Raw genomic sequence first — 18811 nt, 5'->3', positions numbered from 1 at the left:
GCATTTCGGGCATAGAAATATTATCAACCTATATGTTCATTTTTTCTGTTGAAAACTCAGCACACTTTTCCTTTCTTTGCAGGTTTGATGGCTGTTTTTTGATCTATCGAAAGACCTTCCATCAGCCAGCGAAATTCTTTCTGAGTTATCAACTTAGCCTCATTTGAATCTCTCGGCCATTTGCATTTTCCGTTTTCCAAGCGTTTGTAAAGCAGTAAAAAACCGTCTTCTTCCCAGATCAGAGCTTTGATGCGGTCACATCGTTTCCCGCAGAACAGAAAGAGGCTTCCTGAAAAAACATCGAGTCCAAAATTCTGCTGAACAATAGCAGTAAGACCATCTATTGCTTTGCGCATATCGGTATATCCGCATACGATGTAGATATGCTCCGCATGGCTCACATCACCTATCATCGAAGAACTCCCAGCAGCCGTTTCAGAGTGTCCTCATTGAAATCATCGGGAAGATTGACGACTACGTTTCCTACGGACAAAGATATCTGTTCGTGCGATACTGCGATTTCCGGTTCAGTACTTACCGGAACGATCTCATGCTTTTCAACTTCGCCGCACAAAGCCTTACGCACCCGATTCAGGCGGTAGTAATAGGTTTTCTGATTTATGCCACTCTGTCTGCACCACTGTGAAACGTTCAAGCCGCTTTCATTTCTGAGCTGCACCATTTCAGCCCATTGCTTTAGTCTGACTTCGTTCTTTATCCTTGCTATTTCATTCATTCTGATCAACTCCAATTAGACTTTTTTCTTACTTCTAGTTTAGTCTATTTAGTGTTCGTTGGGTAGGGTGGTGGGTTGTTGGGCGGGGACTTTGCTACTGTACACCTGTTAGGTAATTTAAGAAAAAAGCGTTACATTTATTAAGATGCAAAAAAGAGCGAATGACGTGACGATCATTCGCTCTTTATATTTTGTTTACTTGTTTTTCTTTTTGCGATTTTTATCCTCTAAAGGAGTCATGCTCTTTGCACAGATCGCCATTGTTGAAGCGTTGTGCAGAAGCGCTGAGGCTGACGGCTGTAAAAGCCCGAAAGCTCCTGACAGAAGAAGCACTGAATTGAACATCAATATAAATCTGTAGTTACTGTTTATTCGGTGCATTAGCTTTTCGCTAAGCTGTCTTATAGCCGCAAGCTGTGTAAGGTCTGCACCACGAACTGTGATATCGGCAGTTTCCTTTGCAATATCGGAAGCATCGCTCATTGCAACAGAAACGTTCGCCGCCGCAAGGGCTGGAGCGTCGTTTATTCCGTCGCCTACCATTATTACTCTATGTCCATGCTCTTTGAGCTGTTGAACATATCTGTGCTTGTCTTCAGGAAGAACCTGCGCCCTGAAATCTGATATGCCAAGCTTCTGTGCAGTTATCTCGGCAGCCTTTGCGCTGTCGCCTGTGAGCATCACGATATTTGTTATGCCTGCTTCTTTGAGCTGTTTAACAGCTTCCTCAGCTTCAGGTCTGGGCGGGTCGCTTATGCAGAGCGCACCTGTGAGCTTGTCGCCTACAGCAAGATAAACTACCGAGCATGCTCCCGACTTTTCGTCGATCTCAGCCTGCTGTTCGTCTGTTATCTCTATGCCTTCGTCCTCGCAGACAAAATGCCTGCTTCCTATGATAGCACGTTTGCCGTGAAGCGTTGTTGAAATTCCGTGGGCAACTATATACTGCACCTCGGCGTGTTCCTCGGCATGGTCGATATCTCTGTCGGCCGCACCCTTTACTATAGCTCTCGCTACGCTGTGAGGGAAGTGCTCTTCAAGGCAAGCCGCAATTTTCAGCGTTTCCGCCTCGGAGTAATCCCCAAGGGCTATTACCTTTTCAAGCACAGGCTCAGCGTTTGTAAGAGTTCCGGTCTTGTCAAAAACGATAGAATCGGCAAGTGCGTATTCTTCAAGATATTTTCCGCCCTTTACTGTAACGTCATCATCAGCGGCTTCTTTAATAGCGGATATAACGGCTATAGGCGTTGAAAGCTTGATAGCGCAGGAATAGTCCACCATAAGAACGGAAACTGCTTTTGTGACATTTCTAGTAAACAGCAGTGTAAGACCAAAGGCAAGAAAGCTGTACGGCACGATAGAGTCCGCAAGACGCTCCGCTTTGCTCTGCACCCCTGCTTTAAGGTTTTCTGAGTTGTCGATAAGCTCGATTATCTTGCTTATCTTTGTGTCGGAAGAAAGCTTGCGAACTTTTATCACAACTGAGCCTTCCTCGACAACTGTTCCCGCAAATACGCTTGCTCCTGCGCTCTTCATGACCGCAAGAGGCTCGCCTGTCATGGAAGCTTCATTTATGTAAGCTTCGCCCTCGGTTATCTGACCGTCAACAGGGATAACGCTTCCTGTGCGAACTCTTATGCAATCGTCCACCTGAAGCTGTGACATTGGTATAAGAGTATCAGCGTCCTTGCCTGCCAGCCATACCTGATCTGCCTTTATCGCCAAGCTGTCAGTAAGAGCGGCTCTTGTTCTCGCTCTTGTGTAATCCTCCAGCAAGCCTGATACAGAAAGCAGGAACATTACAGTGCCAGCCGTATTGTAATTTTTCTGGATAAGACAAGCGCTTATTGACGCTCCGTCAAGCACCTCAACTGTAAGCTTGCCGTCAAACAGTGCGCTTACGCCCTTTGCTATGTATTTAAGTCCGCTGTACACGATAAGTGCTGCGCCTATAGGTGCAGGCAGAATAGCTTTTCTTATATATCTTTGCATCACAAGCTTTGCAAGGTCAGATTTGAATGTTCTGTCTATCTCCTCGGTGTCATACTGATTGTCGCTGACAGGTGCTAGGTCGCTTCCTCTGAGCTTTCTTACAAGTTCGACAGCTTCGGCTCTGTGACCCTCTTTATAGCGTATAAGTATTCCGCCGTTCTCATAGTGAGCCTCGCAGGCGATCGCCCACGGGTTTGACATAACAAGCTTATGTATCGACCGTTCAAGTTCTTTTGTGAAAGCGTTGCTACCACAGCGGAAACGTATGCGGCAGGGCTTGTCATAAACGATCTGAGCTTTCATTATTCAGTTACTTCTTCCTCGTCATCTATCCCTGCCTCGACCTTAGCGTCATAGCAGATGTCAGATGCTTCGTCCTTCATGCTTCTCAGTGCTGACTGAGCGTCGCTCTTGAGCTTCATTCCCTTTGCAAGACCTGTAACGGCAAGCTCTCTTGTTTTCTTAGCTTTTACGACTTTCTTGCCAAGAATGACTGCGGCTGCTCCGCCTACTGCACACCAGAATTTCTCGTCCTTAAAACATTTTAACATAATTATTACCTCCTATTTTGTTTTTAGATATTAGTAAGAACTAATTATTTCGGCATATACAGAAACTCTGCCAAAATACGAGCATATAACAAGTCCTCTGACAGGATTTTTACCGTGATTTCAGTATAACTCTATATTGTTTATTAGTCAAGTCAAACCGACAAATTTAAAAATTATTTAAAACTATATATAATCTTTTGCCGCAAGTTAAATTATCATCGTTTTTCTAACTTTTCATTTTCGGGTGAAGCTTTTGGATAATGTTAAAAAGTTAATGGTATCTGATCTGTAAACCGCACGAATGAACGTTACCACTAACAGATAATAATTGACAAAACCCATAAATTCGGACTTTTATTTATATATGTAAGTTATGCACACAACCAAAAAAATTATAACTTTTTGTTAAATCGGTTGAAGCCATAACAGAGTTATGTTAAAATATTATCATAATAATATGGGGAGGTCTGCATTGTGGGTTATATAATCCATTATGATATATGCGCCCTTGTGATATATGCTATCACAGGAGTTGTATTCTATTTCAAAAAGCGTATTCCGTGCAGCAAGAATAAGGTCTTTGGCATTCTCGTGGGCGACTCGGCTTTGTCAACTGTTTTGGATATTTTAAGCGTGTTGTCTACCGGCGAATGGGGTATAGGGCTTAAAACCTTCTTCCATACGGCTTATTATTTTACACATAATCTTATTCCGTTTCTATTTGTGATCTATATACTTTTCCTGACGGACGGCTTTAAAGAGATGTCGGCTCTTTTCAAAAGCTTTTTATATACACCGATGATCGTTGATCTTTTGCTTGTGATCACGACGCCTGCAACACATTTTATCATCTATGTGGATAGTCAAGGTGGTTATCATCGTGGCACTCTTCAGCCATTTACATACATTGTGGCGATCTATTATCTTATATTTGGCATCGTTTACGCAATGGGTAATAGAAGTATGCTCTCAAGACAGGTGGTCACTTCTATAACAGCCTTTATCTCAATGACGGTAGTGGCGGTAATTGTTCAGATGATCAATAAACACCTTCTTGTGGAGTGCTTTGCGGCATCTGTATGTATGCTTCTAATAATGTTCACTTTGCAAAGTCAGGACGATATGATAGACCAAGGAACAAAAATGCTCAACTGGAGCAGCTTTGTCAATAGGTGTTCCATAAAATATGCCTCAGCTTCTGATTTTACATTATTGCTCATAAGGATACCGGATTTCAAAATGCTTATGAAAACCTTTGGCGGACGTTTTTCCAACTCTCTGTTAAGAAGCTTTTCCGATTATCTTTATAACTTTGTTAATCTGGGCGATGGTTTTTATTTGGAGGACGAATGCTTTGCTCTTATGTTTCCGAAGGATTCTGAAAAGGTGGGGGAAACGTATCGTGCGATAAGGAAAAAGCTGTCTGAAAACTGGAATATAGGTACTGTTGATACTTTGATAACAGCCTGCTTTATGCGTATCGACTGCCCTGAGGACGTTGACAATGCAGATATGCTGGTGGACTTTATCGAGCAGTTCAAGCATCGTGAACCTGAAACTGAAAGACTTCTTCATGCAACTGACATAAACTTTTATGACAGCAAACGTCGAAGCGAGGTAGAGAATGCTATAGACAAGGCTCTGGATAATCGTGGCTTTGAGGTATACTATCAGCCGATATATTCAAGTTCAAGAAACAAGATAGTTTCCTGTGAAGCCCTTGTTAGGCTTAAGGATGAAAAGCTTGGATTTATCTCTCCGCAGGAATTTATTCCTATAGCTGAGGAAAACGGCAAGATACTCAAAATAGGCAAATATGTTTTCGAGGAAGCCTGCCGCTTTATAAAGAAAGGCATGGGAACTTCACTTGGTATCGAATATGTGCAGGTAAACCTGTCGGTAGTCCAGTGTATGCAGTCGGACCTTGTAGAGCAGCTTCTCAGCGTTATGGACAGATACAAGGTAGACCCGTCATCTATCTGTCTTGAAGTAACGGAAACTGCGGCGGTGTATACTCCGCACATTATGGAGAAAAACATCAAGACCCTTTCCGACTATGGTGTGAAGTTTGCACTTGACGATTATGGTACGGGATATTCAAATATGACATATCTTCTCAGCCTGCCTTTCAGGTTTATCAAGCTTGAAAAGGAAATAGTCTGGGAATGTTTCAAGAGCGAAAAGGCGCATATCGCCATTGAAAGTACAGTGGCGATGATAAAGAAGCTCAATATGCAGATAGTCGCCGAGGGTATTGAGGACAAGCACCAGCTCGACACGCTTCTTGGCATGGGCTGTGATTTCATTCAGGGATACTACTTCTCAAAGCCTGTTCCTGAAAAAGATTTTATTGAGGTGCTTAAAAAGAATAATACTCAGGCTGTGACGGTTTAAGCAGTCTGATGAAAAAAGCCCTGACTTCGGTCGGGGCTTTTTTTTCACATGGTTTTCATTTTGCATTTAGGTCTGTTTAAGTAAGGAACGCTATAATATAGTCATAACAAAACCGAGACGAGAGGCGTTCTTGTGAACGTAAGTAATATGGCTATTCTTATTATTGCGACTGTGCTGCTTTCTTTGCCGCTTGTTTTATCTGCTGCATTTTGTGTTGAAGAACGCTGGGGCTTTCTTTCACGAAAACATGATAAGTGGATAGACGAACATTACAGATAATAGGCAGACAGATAAGTATGAGTTGTCCGTCATACAAATACAAGCGTATTTCACAAACATACATCGAAAAAACTATAAAAATTAGTCCATTTATACATTGACTTAATCACGCAAATTCGGTATACTATTTATTGTAACGTCAGCGTGGGAAAAGTACGCAGACAGGAATAATTCTATAGTTTATAAGGGGTTTGTGAAATGACAAAGGTTGTAAAATTCGGTGGAAGCTCTCTTGCAAGTGCTGAGCAGTTCAAAAAGGTAAAGGAGATAATCACAGCGGAAAGCTCAAGAAGATTTGTTGTGCCGTCTGCTCCTGGTAAAAGATTTTCAAACGATACAAAGGTAACTGATATGCTTTACGGCTGCTATGATCTTGCTGCAAAGGGCAAGGATTTCAGCAGCGAGTTCGACGCTATCAAGGAAAGATATTACGGCATAATCAATGATCTGGGTCTTGACCTTTCTCTTGAAAAGGAGTTTGAAACTATCAAGGCTTGCTTTATCGGCAAGGCAGGACGTGACTATGCGGCTTCCCGTGGCGAGTATCTTAACGGTATCGTTCTTGCTAAATATCTTGGATATAACTTTGTTGATGCTGCCGATGTTATCTATTTTAACGATCAGGGTCAGTTCGATTCTGCAAGAACAAATGAGGTGCTTCCTCAAAGACTTGCTACACTTGACAATGCGGTAATACCTGGTTTCTACGGCTCAATGCCTAACGATACTATCAAGACATTTTCAAGAGGCGGTTCTGACGTAACAGGTTCTATCGTTGCCGCAGCAGTAAACGCTGATCTTTATGAGAACTGGACAGACGTATCAGGCTTCCTGGTATGCGACCCTAGAATTATCGACAACCCACAGCCTATCACTACCATAACATATAAGGAACTGAGAGAGCTTTCTTACATGGGTGCAGGCGTACTTCATGAGGACGCTATTTTCCCTGTAAGAAAAGCAGGTATCCCAATAAACATCAAGAACACAAACAAGCCTGAGGATATGGGTACAATGATCGTTGAGTCCACATCTCAGAAGCCTGCATTCACGATCACAGGTATAGCAGGAAAGAAGGGCTTTACTGTAGTTAATATCGAAAAGGATATGATGAACGCAGAGCTTGGTTTCGGCAGAAGAGTGCTTGAAGTATTCGAGAAGAATGGTATCTGTTTTGAGCATATGCCATCAGGTATCGACACAATGTCTGTCGTTGTTCATCAGGCAGAGTTTGCTCCAAAGGAGCAGGAGATAATGTCAGGTCTGCACAGAAACTGTCACCCTGATACAATTGATATTGAAACAGACCTTGCACTTATTGCAGTTGTGGGACGTGCAATGAAGTCAAACAGAGGTACAGCAGGCAGAATATTCTCAGCCCTTGCACACGCTCATGTAAACGTAAAGATGATAGATCAGGGCTCTAGCGAGCTTAACATCATCATCGGTGTAAACGAGGCTGATTTTGAATCTGCAATGAAGGCTATCTATACAATTTTTGTTGATACACAGCTTTAATACAATATAAAAAATATGGCGGACGGCTTAGGTCGGTACTAATATAGAAGCTTTTCAACAACTATTATGAAAGACCTATACAGCAGGCTATAACTAAGAAATAAGAAAGACAGATACTTCATTTGACTGAGGTATCTGCCTTTTTGCGTTATATATCAAAACTTATTTGAAAATGCTATCCGGTTTATTTTCCAATGTCCCATTCTTAGCCAACGGCAAAGCCTCGCACTGACGCAGATGATGTTTTTTTGATCAGCTTACCCCTTGATCTCACTTATCACACCCTTATCCATTTCGTGTACAGTATCGCACAGCACAGAAATATCCTCCGCCGAATGAGAGCAAATAAGGATAGTCTTGCCCTGCTCCTTGTATGAAAGCAGGTACTCACGCATTTCTTTTACGCCGTCCTTGTCAAGACCATTGAAAGGCTCGTCAAGAATGAGTATCTTCGGATTTTCCATAATGGCTTATGCAAGTCCCAAACGCTGCCGCATACCAAGACTATATTTGTGGACGTGACGTTTTAAATCAGGGTCAAGCCCCACTTGCCTCATGCTGTTGCGTATCTCTTCTTTGCCGATTTTGTTGTTAAGCCCCGCAAGAAGTTTGAGATTTTTGTATCCACTGTAATACGGTATAAATCCAGGTGTTTCAATAATGATACCCATATCTTTCGGGAAGTCAACGTCCTTGCCCACCTGCTTGCCGTCAACGATAATCTCACCGCTCGTGGGCTTGATAAAACCACATATGCACTTCATAAGCATTGTCTTTCCGCTGCCGTTTCTGCCGATAAGTCCGTGTATCTTGCCCTCCTCAAAGGACACATTTATGTGCTTTAGTATCTCCGTTTTGCCAAGAGTAAGACACACGTTGCTAACTCCTATGATATCCATTATCATTCCTCCCCAGCCGTCAGAAAATTAGTTTTCCGTAGCAAAACTAATGACAGCAAGATCAAAGATACTATGATTGAAAAGAAATATATGTAGGAATAAGATATTTCATATATCTGCTGCCTGAAGAACTTTGTAAAATGCGTTTTCACTATGGCATTACAACACGGAAAAGCCCAGCGTATCGGCGTTTCAAGGTATATTGCCGCACCGCCTGCCAGAAGTAAAAAGACATTTATGCCTACACCCAGAAGCTTTTGCCTAAGCTCTGCAAAAACGAGCATAATAAGACCGCACACCAACAACAGCAGAAATATCAGCACCGCAGAATTGCCTGCCGACCGCAGCGGTACATATTGGTAGTAAAGATTTTCAGGAATAAGATTTGCAGCAACGCTATCGGCGTTCTCGGGAAAGAGCCTGCTGTAATCTGTGACTGTTGCCGACCATTGTTCGCTCCATTGCAAATAACCTGCCGCCGCAAGAAACGTGCTGAGTATAACTCCAAGCATAAATGTAAGTGAAGACATAACAAGAAAAAGCATTTGCCCAAGCAGCCAATTAACACGCCATGTGCGCTGCACGCAAAACAGCATATTTCCATCGTTTTTAGGAAAATCTCCTATAAGCGTAATAAAAACTATGGGCATTATCATCAGCAGTACGTCTGAATTGGTTATTGCAATAAACGGCTCAAACAGACCAAGTTTAACGCCTGTTTGTTTTGATATCTCAACTAACGGCTTTACGGCAAATTGATCTATGAATATCAATGCACATAGAAATATCAACATTCTTGAACTGCATATCCATTTGATATATTCACTTTGTGCCGTCCCCCATACCGCCCTTATTCTTGTTTTACTCACAACAGTCATACCTCCTTTGCAAGAAGCTGACGCCAATTATCGCCGCAAGTATCATCAATACGGCTGCGGCTAAGATCACATACACAGTCATGCCGTTTTCTATGGCTCGGAATATCCCGTTGAATGAAAATAAGCTGACGATCTTTCCGACATTGGCGGAAAACCCTTTTGAAAGTCTGTTTATAAGAGTGTTGTAAAAATAAAAGAACATAAACGGTATGCAAGTCATCATATATTTGTTTCTGCTGAAAACAGAGATGATATATGCAGGCAATGCACTTAACGCTCCTATTATAAAAGCACCTGCCATTCGGCTCAAATAAAAGCAGCCTATACTCATTGAATGAAGCACTGCCGCAGCTGAATGACTGTTCGTATCCATAACAGACGGAAACATAATTACTGTAAATATCACAAAAAGCCCGTATCCCAGACAAAGTACCGCCGCTGAAGTAAGCACCGCCGACACAAGTCTTGATGCAGCAAAAGCAATTTTTCCGCTGCGTTGCATTTCAAACCGCTTTAACGAGCTGTTCTCTGCTGAAACACTTTTAACAAACGGCAGAACGCATACAACAGGCGAAAACATTATCAGCCAGCTGCTCATAGCTGCACGAATGATATTTTCACGAACGACAGAATTTCCTTCAACAGCCTCTGTGGGGTCACACAAAAGCAGTATGGTCAATACTGAATAGCCTTTTCCGCCGTCTGCATCGGTGTAAACATTTGTTATACAGCACAAGCCAAATATCATAATGGCACATATTACAGGCACAGGGCTGATGAGCATTTTATAAAGCTGTGTTTTCAGACACTTATTGAAATTCATGTTCTATCCTCAGTTTTCCGAAACATCTGCATTGTTGAACAGTACCAAAGCTTCTCCATTCAGAGCATTGACAAATACCATTCGTTCATTGTCTGTGGTGGTGTCGAGCCATATAAACCAGCCAAGCTCTGTTTTATATTTTGTATCACCTTGAAAATAGAACTGTCCGTCGCTATCCTTGTTCCATGGTTCACCGTTTGCTTTAACAACATTCTGCATATATCCGAGGTCTATTTTATTGACTGTATATTTATGATTTGCCGCAAGTGTATTTTCACATATATCTAAAGCACTTTCTAAGGTAACGCATTTATCGACACTTTCCGCAGAGCCGTCAAGCTCGCAAAAGCCATGATCTCCCAAGAACTCTCCTACGGTGTTTGGAGCGGTCATATACAGCTTTGCTCCAAAATACGGATATTCATCAAAATCCCCGTCGCTATAAAAGAAATCGTTCAGGGCGATTCCATCGACGGTTCTTTGAATATGAAAAAGCAGAGCATTTTCCTGATCGTATTTCAATACATCAACGTAAGCTATTTTCATATTTCCAAATCCGCTGTCGGTCAAAGCCTGCAAAAAGCCGTCTACATACTCAACGCCCTGACTGAGTTTATACGTCTGTCCGCCAAGAACATACTCTTCGTCTTCATAGGGTCTGTCTACAAAAACTGTTTTTATCGTTTCACAGTCATAGGCAGATTCTTTAGAAAGAAATCCGATGCCTCCATTTGATGCAACATTTAAATAGTACGTTGTGTCATCATAAACGTTGCCGGCAGGAAAAGAACTGTCAAAGCCCTGATAATACTCTTTCTTATAGTCCTTGTCGGAAATAAACAGCGGCCTTATTTTACCGAAACACTGCTCACGATCGTTCACCTGCTTTAGGTCAGCGAGTTCAGCCTTTTCCGGCAGATCATTTGCCAAGGCTTGAAGTGTTTCAGTCGGTACAGAAATATTTTCATACTCTGTATCAGTTGACAAAATATCTTTTTTTACATCAGAAAAGCTCTCAAGCTTTATGCTGATATCTTTTGTATCACTGGTTTTACCGCCTGCTGCACAGGCTGTAAACGTACATATCATCACAAGAAGTACAAATATCTTAAATATTTCTTTCATCGTTGCTCCTTTTATAAAAATGGCTGCCGACAAGCAGCAGCCATAGCACATTATTTAGGCGTTCTTGTGTATCCTGAAGCTTTTATATCATCCTCATCATAATTATTGAGTGTGATTTTATTCTTCACTTCTGCTGTTGGTTTATATGACGATGTCATCGTTATAAAATACTCATAATTGTCTCTTTTATCTATCGTTACTTTATTGCTGCCATTTGGTGAACTAAACGTAACATTAGAATAGAGCACCTCATCTTGCCCAGTCCAACTTGTTATAATAACATTCTTTGTTGTACCGTTGTTGATCTTAACTTTATTGCCAGCTTTAAGAGTCTTGGTTATAGATTTAGTGCTTTGTGTGTATTTTGCACTTATTGTCCACGTCGCACTTGAATATGTATCTCCGGAATTATATGCACTAGCCCCAATAGCCATAGAACTCATCATCATAACAGCAGCACCCATAGCTGCGATTCTTTTTGCAAACTTTTTCATAAATATCATTTGTTTCATATTATAACATCCAAATATTTGAATGTCAATGTTTTGTTGCAGAGTAATTTAATTTTATCATATCACACAATTATTACAACGGATAATTGTGCATAATAAATATTCACATCTTCATTGAACTCAGCGCCTTTAAACTACAACCAACGCTCATCAACACGAAACAGTCTTGCTGAAAGCCGTGACAGTTTCATACTTTGAGCCGCTGTAAACATCAGCAGTTGTCTTTACACGATAAGTACCGCTGCTTAAAGACTCTTTGGGATTTGAATAAATCGCATACCAACTGTTGAATGTTTTTGTCCAACTACTGTATTTATTCCATGAAGATCCATTTTTCTTCTGAAGTGTTTGAGTTATAACGATTTTAGTAGTTGTACCTGAAATACCACGTACAGTGGATTTACAAGTTGCAGCCTTGTTGGAGATTGACAATGTACCTGATATTTTATCTGTGTATAAATAACAAACAGAAATGTCATCGTCAGAAGGCGTTTGCAGTTCGGGTTCGGCAAAAGCTGTAAGTGACAGACATAGCACAATAACAACTGATATAATTGTCGATATCACTTTTTTCATATATGGAAGTTTCGCCTTTCACCCAAAATAGGTGCAAGAGATTTATTTTCTCCTACACCTAATATGACAATGAAAATTGTTTGTTTGTGATATGTTTTTATTAATTTACTTTATTTTTGTGGGTTCACACAATTCCAACACAGATCGTTTGTCTAAGTTGCTGCATATTTCAAAAAATATATTTACCATTGTCCCATATAAATGTATGATCATGATCTGTATTATGAACTAGATACTCTTGTCCGTTTTCATCTGTATATGATTCAAATGTTGACTGTTCATTATCATAATTACTAAGATATGCATCTTTTGTGTATTGTTCAAAAAAGATATAATCATCATCCTTGAAGTATGTTATTATAATTGAATTTTCCATTTTATCATAGTCGACTTGTTTAAATCCGTCAATGGCTATCCTCAAGATGTATGCAGCGGATAATGGTTTTAGTAATACCGTTTACTATGTCGATGACGTGGTTTTGGGAACAACTTTCGAGCGTGACGGATTCAAAGCAATGATGACGGACATCGAGGAGGGTAAGAGCTGAGATCTAGGATGAACTGATCCGTGGACTTATGAATGTTGTCGGCGGAAATTTGAACAGACCTTTGTCTATGGCAGATATGGATAAAGCTCTTGAAGATATAGAGCTTTTACTCAAGGAGCATTGGAGCGTCTTTCATGCTTTTATGATAACTCATCCGGATCTATGCTTTATTGAAAAATGGGAAAGCTGTACCAAGCTCAAATTCAAACTGCGTTATCCCGAAAAGGTCACAATAAAAAACTATGTCCTTATCGCTGAAATGGTGGCTTCCGCTGTAAACGGTGCATACACCTTTCTGGCTGTCCTCACCGGACAAGGTCAGCACCAAAGACCTGAAAGAGATCATCTTTGAGGTCATGGATAATATTGTTGAGATACTCTAAAGTCCGAACACTTTTTGCATTTTTGTAGTGGTAAATTGATCGCTTTTGTGCTATGATGATAGTAAGCCGAATGAACGTAATGCTTACGATCAGTTGCGGTGCAAAGGTGATTTTAATTTTAACAAGGAGGATATTTTATGGAAAACATCATTATCGTAAATTTTGCGTTGAAAGCGAGGGCTTTCAAGCGCTTTCAGAGCTTAAAGCAAGGTCAGTGACAAATGATTATGTCGTATCTCAGGCTATCATCGCAAAGAATACCGAGGGCTCGATCAAGACACTTGACGGCTTCGACACGGGTGCGCAAACATCGAATGATACCGCTGTCGGTGGTCTTATTGGTTCCCTCCTCGGTATCGCAGGCGGACCGCTTGGAATGATGATCATGGGCGGCTACGGTGCCTTGATCGGCAGTGCTGTGGACTGGAGCGATGCGGCTGAGGTAGCAGCAGAGGTCGATGAAGCTGCAAGAGCGCAGGAGTAAGATCGCATCACAGTTTGCCGAGATAAGCAGCAAATTCAAGAAATAATATCACGGAGGGATCGGCGATCCAACTTTTGAGGGCTGAATTTTCTATTTGGAAAAGCTGTAATAATAAGACACGGATAGCCGTCTGAAGCAGGACGGTTATCCGTGTCTGAGTGTATTCGGCAGCTAAGGTAGGTATTATAAGTACGCAAATGATATCAGATTTTTTACCCATAAGCAGTGATATGATTGTATGTCATATCCTGTTTTTCTTTCTCATCAGCTTATTTTCATACATTCGCTCATCAGCGGTCTTGAGCAGCTCGCTTACAACATTTTCACTGTAAGGAGCACTTGCCCACCCTATGCTCGCTGTTATCTCGTAGGGCTTGTCGGAACTTCGACCCACAGCTTCGAGTGTTTTTAAAAAGCGTTCTGTTCGTCTTTGCGGTTCATCATCAGCGTATTTTCCTATCCCTATAAGACAAAACTCATCACCGCCTGTGCGTACACATATCTCTTCATTACTGGCAATGCTCTAAACAACATTCGAGACGGTTCTGATCCCATAGTCTCCTTCAGCATGGCCAAAGGTGTCATTTATCGCCTTCAAGCCGCCCATATCTGTTCTAAGTACCATTGCAGTATCGTCAGGGGCGGCATTCTGAGCCTTTTCGTGCAGCCAGCTTTTCATGCCGCAGCAGTCTGACAAACCTACAGTGAAAACACGGCTGTACAGCTTAATGATAACCTTTCAATCATTCTGTACTGTCTGATCTGAGTCTGTGCAGCGTGAGCGGTACTCCTTGGGAGAGCAGCCGCCGGCGGATCTGAACTGCCTGTTGAAGTTCGAGAGGTTGTGATATCCGCATTCAAAAGCTATATCTGCAACGCTTTTGTCGGTGTCTCTCAAAAGCTCTCTTGCAAGCTTCAGGCGCAGCTGGGCTATATATTCCATTGCTCCGACGCCGGTTTCCCTCTTGAATGCACCCATGAAATAGCTTTTGCTCAGGTGAACAACGCCCGCAAGCTGGTCTATGGTGAGGGGCTCAGTAAAATGCTCATTGATGTACTCTATCGCGGGGCGCATCAGTGAGCTTTTTTTTACAAAACCGTTCCTTGAAATGCTGCCGCTCTCATAGAGCAGGAACATGAACCGAAACAGCTCGCTTTTTATCAGCATATCAAGAAGGGGCGTGTCACCCTTGGCGGCACTTATCATATTTTCCACCGTGGTCAGAAGCTCGCTGTAATAGCAATGCTCGGGGGTAATGTGAGTTTCTATACTGTACGCTCCTGAAATGAGAGGTGCGATAAACGCATCTGCGGCACGGTCATTGTCACGGCTGCCCAGCATGGAGCCGTCAAGATCAAGGGTATCGTAGACACATCTCTTGTCATCATGCTGATAAACAGCATGGAGCATGTCAGGCGGCGTCAGCACAATATCGCCCTTGTAAGCTGTAAAGTGTTTATCGCACGTTATAAAATCACCCTCGCCCTCCAGAATGACATTAAGCTCAAATTCCTTATGCCAGTGCAGCGGAACATTGGGAAAGTATTCGGAAATATTCGAGATATAGTAAGAAAACGGCTTGTCGGCTGTGCTGTGCCGGCGGTGTTCCTTTAATGCGGCTTTTTCCATATTATCACCATAAAAGTATTATAGTATCGGTTTATGATATTATCGGCGTAGATTTTTTCTCCAATATGTAGTATTATATCATACAGAAGCAAGCAAATCAACCCCTTGACGAATATTTATACGGAGGTAATTATTATGGCAAAAAGACCTGACTGGCTCGACGACGCAGTATTTTATGAGATCTATCCCCAGTCCTTCAAGGACACGGACGGTGACGGCATCGGAAATATAAACGGCATCACCGAAAAGCTGCCCTACATCAAGGAGCTGGGCTGCACGGCGATATGGATAAACCCCTGCTTTGAATCGCCCTTTTTGGATGCAGGCTACGATGTTTCGGACTATTGCAGGGTAGCCCCCAGATACGGCACAAATGACGACCTCGTTCGTCTGTTCGAGGAGGCTCACAAGCTGGGTATGCACGTTCTGCTTGACCTCGTGCCGGGGCACACCTCATGGGAGCACCCCTGGTTCAAAGAAAGCATGAAGGCCGACCGCAACGAGTTCACCGACCGCTATGTCTGGACGGACAGCGTTTGGGAGGAGCCTGCGGGCTACCCGTCAATAAGGGGCATATCCGAACGTGACGGAAGCTGTGCGGTCAATTTCTTCACCCACCAGCCTGCTCTTAACTACGGCTTCTACAAGCCGAACGCTCCCTGGCAGCAGTCTATGGATTCCGAGGGCGCTGTAGCTACCCGGGAGGCGCTCAAGGACGTCATGCGCTTCTGGCTTTCACGGGGCTGTGACGGCTTTCGTGTGGACATGGCAGGTTCACTTGTCAAAAACGATGAGGATCAGAAGGGCAACATCGCCCTCTGGCAGAACATAAGGGCATTTCTTGACGAGGAATACCCCGAGGCCGCAATGGTCTCCGAGTGGGGAGAGCCTTACCAGAGTCTTGCAGGTGGCTTTCATATGGACTTCCTGCTGCACTTCGGGTCTTCCCACTACAACGACCTGTTCAGAAATGAAAAGCCCTTCTTCAGCGGAGAGGGTGACGCATCGGCGTTTGTGTCCAAATATATGGATAGCTATGAGCGTTCGCAGCGTAAGGGACTGATTTGCATACCCTCGGGCAATCACGATATGGACAGACTCGCCCGCCACATCAAAGGAGAGCGCAGAAAGCTTGCCTTTGCCTTCCTGCTGTCGATGCCGGGAGCACCCTACATCTACTACGGCGATGAGATCGGCATGAACTACGTTGAGGGGCTGAACTCTGTTGAGGGCGGTTACGGCAGGACCGGCTCGCGCTCACCTATGCAGTGGGACAGCTCGGAGAATGCAGGATTTTCTTCCGCTCCGGCAGAGAAGCTCTATATCCCCCTTGACCCCGACCCCGACAGACCGACTGCGGAGAAGCAGATTGCCGTCAATAATTCGCTGCGCAGCGAGGTCAAAAAGCTAATTGCAGTAAGACAGGCGCACAAAGCTCTGCAAAGCCTTGGAGATATCGAGTTTGTCTGCGACGGCGCAAAGGGCAGACCTCTTGCATATGTCAGAAGCTTTGACGGCGAGAGAATACTCGTTGCAGTAAACCCTACCGATTCCGCCTATGAGCTGACGGTCGGCGGCTCACTTGGAGAGGTTATATACAGCTTCGGGAGCGGTGCAGAGATAAGCGGCAACAGCTGCGTTATCGGAGCAGGCTCGGCAGCGTTTGTGAAGCTTGATTAAAAAGGACAGTGATACTATGCGAATAAGAAATCTTGCGGCTTTTATGGCAGCAATGTCCATAATGCTCAGCTGCACGCTTTCGGTGAGCGGCACTTCATCGGGCAGAACAGTGAACATAACCGTTGATACGGGCAAGGATAGAAAAGCGATCTCTCCCTATATTTACGGCGTTAATGCGGAGCTTATGGAAAATGACGTTTCCTGTAAGGCGGTGCGTGCGGGCGGCAACCGCTACAGCGCTTACAACTGGGAAACGAACGCTTCAAATGCAGGAGCTGACTGGAAAAACATCTCCGACGGATATTTTCAGCAGAATGTTCCGGAGGATATGAAGGACAAGCCGGGCTGTGCCGCTCTGAAGCTGAATGAGGTCTGCACCGCAAAGGGCGCATACCCTCTTATGACGCTGCAGCTTGCGGACTACGTTTCTGCCGACATGAACGGCGAGGTCAGCAAGGCTGAGAGAGCGCCCTCTGACCGCTGGAAAAAGGTTGAACTTGTAAAGGGCGATGAATTCAGCCTGACGCCCGATCTGAATGACGGCACTGTTTATATGGACGAGTTTGTAAACTACCTTGTGAACACCCTTGGAGACTCACAGAACGGCGGCATCAGGGGCTATTCTCTCGACAATGAGCCGGGGCTGTGGAGCAGCACTCACTCACTCGTTCATCCCGAAAAAACCACCTGCGCTGAGATCGTTGAAAAGTCGGTAACTATGTCTAAGGCAGTAAAGGATATTGACCCGAATGCCGAGATATTCGGTCCTGCGCTTTTCGGCTACGGGGCGTTTACGAATTTCGCTGATGCGCCTGACTGGAAAGAGATAAAAAACGACAACCCCGAGTACAAATGGTTTATAGATTACTATCTTGACGAAATGAAGAAGGCAGAGGACGAGAACGGCAGGCGACTGCTCGATGTACTCGATGTGCATTTTTACACCGAGGCAAAGGGCGCCTGCGGAAAGCGCTACTGCGAGCATTATGGCGATCCCGACTGTGTTTACAATAAGCTGAACTCGACCCGAAGCTTCTGGGACGATACCTACACCGAGGACAGCTGGATAACCGACGCAGGCGCAGAGTTCCTGCCGATACTTCCGGCACTTAAGGAGTCAATAGATACCTATTACCCCGGCACAAAGCTTGCCATCACTGAATATGATTTTCAGGGAGCTTACGATGTCTGCGGTGCTATAATGGAGGCGGACACCCTCGGCATTTTTGCACAGAACGGGGTCTATGCTGCCAACCTGTTTACAATGGACGCACAGTATCAGCTTGCCGCGATCAATCTGTACACCAACTATGACGGCAGCGGAAGCGGCTTTGGCGATACGCTTGTGTCCTGTACCACGGACGATATCGAGACCTCGACCGCCTATGCTGCAATTAACGGAGATAACGAGGACGTCATCACCCTCGTAGTGACAAACAAGGCGTTTGACGACAAAACGACCGCAAATATCGAGCTTGGAAACGAGTACAAGTACGCTCACCTTTACGGGATAAACAGTATGTCAGCACAGTTATTTGATATGACCGATTCAAACCCGGCTGTGACACTGAATGGCAGCAGCCTGACTCTTGAAATGGAGCCAAGGACGGTATCGCTTCTGGTAATTGCCAAGGATAAGGAAGCTCTTGATACAAGAGAAGCTGTTTCCTCCGCTGCCGAAAAGGGAGAGGAAAAAAGCAGTCTCCCGCTTATCTTGGGGATAGTCGGAGGGGCAGCGGCTCTTGTGGCAGCTATAGTGTTTGCTGTATTCAGGATAAAGAAAAATCAACACTGATCGCAGGT

Annotated in this window: 18 protein-coding genes and 3 pseudogenes; 8 read left to right on the top strand and 13 right to left on the bottom strand. The window is 43.7% G+C overall.

The window, feature by feature from the left end; translation table 11 throughout:
* Positions 1–56: 56 nt before the first annotated feature.
* The 4 genes from tnpB to KQH97_RS03035 all read right to left on the bottom strand — a co-directional run bounded on the left by tnpB (position 57) and on the right by KQH97_RS03035 (position 3279).
* The gene (gene tnpB / locus KQH97_RS03050; protein ID WP_216552650.1) at positions 57–413 is read right to left on the bottom strand and encodes an IS66 family insertion sequence element accessory protein TnpB; all 357 of its coding nucleotides are present in this window, start codon (positions 411–413) and stop codon (positions 57–59) included.
* Entirely contained in the window at positions 410–736 is a 327-nt protein-coding gene (locus KQH97_RS03045) for a hypothetical protein (RefSeq protein ID WP_118125380.1), read from the bottom strand. The genes tnpB and KQH97_RS03045 overlap by 4 nt, the downstream gene beginning before the upstream one ends.
* A gap of 195 nt (positions 737–931) precedes the next feature.
* Positions 932–3031, bottom strand: a complete 2100-nt coding sequence (locus tag KQH97_RS03040; RefSeq protein ID WP_216552648.1) for a heavy metal translocating P-type ATPase — start codon at positions 3029–3031, stop codon at positions 932–934.
* Entirely contained in the window at positions 3031–3279 is a 249-nt protein-coding gene (locus tag KQH97_RS03035; protein WP_022288604.1) for a hypothetical protein, read from the bottom strand. Before KQH97_RS03035 ends, KQH97_RS03040 begins: the two co-directional genes overlap by 1 nt.
* A 474-nt stretch (positions 3280–3753) precedes the next feature.
* On the opposite strand from KQH97_RS03035, the gene KQH97_RS03030 reads away from it, so the two are divergent.
* From KQH97_RS03030 to KQH97_RS03020, 3 genes are all read left to right on the top strand, one after another.
* Entirely contained in the window at positions 3754–5673 is a 1920-nt protein-coding gene (locus KQH97_RS03030; protein WP_117938406.1) for an EAL domain-containing protein, read from the top strand.
* Positions 5674–5805: 132 nt separating this feature from the next.
* Positions 5806–5952, top strand: coding sequence for a hypothetical protein (locus KQH97_RS03025; protein WP_216552646.1), 147 nt, complete (start codon positions 5806–5808; stop codon positions 5950–5952).
* 198 nt (positions 5953–6150) lie between these two features.
* Positions 6151–7470 (top strand): aspartate kinase, encoded by a 1320-nt coding sequence (locus tag KQH97_RS03020; protein ID WP_022288602.1) that lies wholly within the window; start codon positions 6151–6153, stop codon positions 7468–7470.
* Between the two features lie 257 nt (positions 7471–7727).
* Here KQH97_RS03020 and KQH97_RS03015 read toward each other — a convergent pair.
* From KQH97_RS03015 to KQH97_RS08840, 7 genes and pseudogenes are all read right to left on the bottom strand, one after another.
* A pseudogene (locus KQH97_RS03015) lies at positions 7728–8369 on the bottom strand (ATP-binding cassette domain-containing protein).
* 2 nt (positions 8370–8371) lie between these two features.
* Entirely contained in the window at positions 8372–9238 is an 867-nt protein-coding gene (locus KQH97_RS03010; protein ID WP_038671205.1) for a hypothetical protein, read from the bottom strand.
* Complete coding sequence (locus KQH97_RS03005; protein WP_117878589.1) at positions 9231–10070, bottom strand: hypothetical protein; 840 nt, start codon at positions 10068–10070, stop codon at positions 9231–9233. The genes KQH97_RS03010 and KQH97_RS03005 overlap by 8 nt, the downstream gene beginning before the upstream one ends.
* Positions 10071–10079: 9 nt before the next feature.
* Positions 10080–11195 carry a hypothetical protein gene (locus tag KQH97_RS03000; RefSeq protein WP_118162524.1) on the bottom strand — a complete coding sequence of 372 codons (1116 nt, stop codon included), beginning with the start codon at positions 11193–11195 and terminating at the stop codon, positions 10080–10082.
* Between the two features lie 50 nt (positions 11196–11245).
* Positions 11246–11707, bottom strand: a complete 462-nt coding sequence (locus tag KQH97_RS02995; protein WP_216552644.1) for a hypothetical protein — start codon at positions 11705–11707, stop codon at positions 11246–11248.
* A 150-nt stretch (positions 11708–11857) separates the two neighbouring features.
* Positions 11858–12283 (bottom strand): hypothetical protein, encoded by a 426-nt coding sequence (locus tag KQH97_RS02990; RefSeq protein ID WP_216552642.1) that lies wholly within the window; start codon positions 12281–12283, stop codon positions 11858–11860.
* Between the two features lie 169 nt (positions 12284–12452).
* Entirely contained in the window at positions 12453–12704 is a 252-nt protein-coding gene (locus KQH97_RS08840; RefSeq protein ID WP_367614652.1) for a DUF4367 domain-containing protein, read from the bottom strand.
* Between KQH97_RS08840 and KQH97_RS02985 the strand changes: the two are divergent.
* The 3 genes and pseudogenes from KQH97_RS02985 to KQH97_RS02975 all read left to right on the top strand — a co-directional run.
* A pseudogene (locus KQH97_RS02985) lies at positions 12694–12825 on the top strand (resolvase); the annotation flags it as partial. The gene KQH97_RS08840 and the pseudogene KQH97_RS02985 overlap by 11 nt on opposite strands.
* Before the next feature lie 55 nt (positions 12826–12880).
* Positions 12881–13183: a hypothetical protein gene (locus KQH97_RS02980; RefSeq protein WP_216552640.1), complete on the top strand. Its 303-nt coding sequence runs from the start codon at positions 12881–12883 to the stop codon at positions 13181–13183.
* Between the two features lie 110 nt (positions 13184–13293).
* Complete coding sequence (locus KQH97_RS02975) at positions 13294–13698, top strand: hypothetical protein (protein WP_216552639.1); 405 nt, start codon at positions 13294–13296, stop codon at positions 13696–13698.
* Between the two features lie 241 nt (positions 13699–13939).
* On the opposite strand, the pseudogene KQH97_RS02970 reads toward KQH97_RS02975, so the two are convergent.
* A pseudogene (locus KQH97_RS02970) lies at positions 13940–14377 on the bottom strand (GGDEF domain-containing protein).
* A 60-nt stretch (positions 14378–14437) separates the two neighbouring features.
* Entirely contained in the window at positions 14438–15328 is an 891-nt protein-coding gene (locus KQH97_RS02960) for an AraC family transcriptional regulator (protein WP_216552635.1), read from the bottom strand.
* A gap of 135 nt (positions 15329–15463) precedes the next feature.
* Between KQH97_RS02960 and KQH97_RS02955 the strand changes: the two genes are divergently transcribed.
* Together KQH97_RS02955 and KQH97_RS02950 are read left to right on the top strand one after the other, a co-directional pair.
* Positions 15464–17008 (top strand): alpha-amylase family glycosyl hydrolase, encoded by a 1545-nt coding sequence (locus KQH97_RS02955; protein ID WP_216552633.1) that lies wholly within the window; start codon positions 15464–15466, stop codon positions 17006–17008.
* Positions 17009–17024: 16 nt separating this feature from the next.
* Positions 17025–18803 carry a glycoside hydrolase family 44 protein gene (locus KQH97_RS02950; RefSeq protein WP_216552631.1) on the top strand — a complete coding sequence of 593 codons (1779 nt, stop codon included), beginning with the start codon at positions 17025–17027 and terminating at the stop codon, positions 18801–18803.
* The last annotated feature ends 8 nt before the right edge of the window (positions 18804–18811 follow it).

Origin of the sequence: Ruminococcus sp. MSJ-25, assembly GCF_018917825.1 — a bacterium.
In the GTDB taxonomy this organism is placed as follows: Bacteria; Bacillota; Clostridia; order Oscillospirales; family Ruminococcaceae; genus Hominimerdicola; species Hominimerdicola aceti.
Note: the sequence above shows the minus strand (reverse complement) of the source record. Positions and strands in the feature narration are given on the sequence as shown.

Excerpts from the sequence above, each read along its gene's own strand:
- tnpB (WP_216552650.1), bottom strand. The coding sequence starts at position 413 with ATGATAGGTGATGTGAGCCATGCGGAGCATATCTACATCGTATGCGGA.
- KQH97_RS03045 (WP_118125380.1), bottom strand. The coding sequence starts at position 736 with ATGAATGAAATAGCAAGGATAAAGAACGAAGTCAGACTAAAGCAATGG.
- KQH97_RS03040 (WP_216552648.1), bottom strand. The coding sequence starts at position 3,031 with ATGAAAGCTCAGATCGTTTATGACAAGCCCTGCCGCATACGTTTCCGC.
- KQH97_RS03035 (WP_022288604.1), bottom strand. The coding sequence starts at position 3,279 with ATGTTAAAATGTTTTAAGGACGAGAAATTCTGGTGTGCAGTAGGCGGA.
- KQH97_RS03020 (WP_022288602.1), top strand. The coding sequence starts at position 6,151 with ATGACAAAGGTTGTAAAATTCGGTGGAAGCTCTCTTGCAAGTGCTGAG.
- KQH97_RS03005 (WP_117878589.1), bottom strand. The coding sequence starts at position 10,070 with ATGAATTTCAATAAGTGTCTGAAAACACAGCTTTATAAAATGCTCATC.
- KQH97_RS03000 (WP_118162524.1), bottom strand. The coding sequence starts at position 11,195 with ATGAAAGAAATATTTAAGATATTTGTACTTCTTGTGATGATATGTACG.
- KQH97_RS02995 (WP_216552644.1), bottom strand. The coding sequence starts at position 11,707 with ATGAAACAAATGATATTTATGAAAAAGTTTGCAAAAAGAATCGCAGCT.
- KQH97_RS02990 (WP_216552642.1), bottom strand. The coding sequence starts at position 12,283 with ATGAAAAAAGTGATATCGACAATTATATCAGTTGTTATTGTGCTATGT.
- KQH97_RS02975 (WP_216552639.1), top strand. The coding sequence starts at position 13,294 with ATGCTTACGATCAGTTGCGGTGCAAAGGTGATTTTAATTTTAACAAGG.
- KQH97_RS02960 (WP_216552635.1), bottom strand. The coding sequence starts at position 15,328 with ATGGAAAAAGCCGCATTAAAGGAACACCGCCGGCACAGCACAGCCGAC.
- KQH97_RS02955 (WP_216552633.1), top strand. The coding sequence starts at position 15,464 with ATGGCAAAAAGACCTGACTGGCTCGACGACGCAGTATTTTATGAGATC.
- KQH97_RS02950 (WP_216552631.1), top strand. The coding sequence starts at position 17,025 with ATGCGAATAAGAAATCTTGCGGCTTTTATGGCAGCAATGTCCATAATG.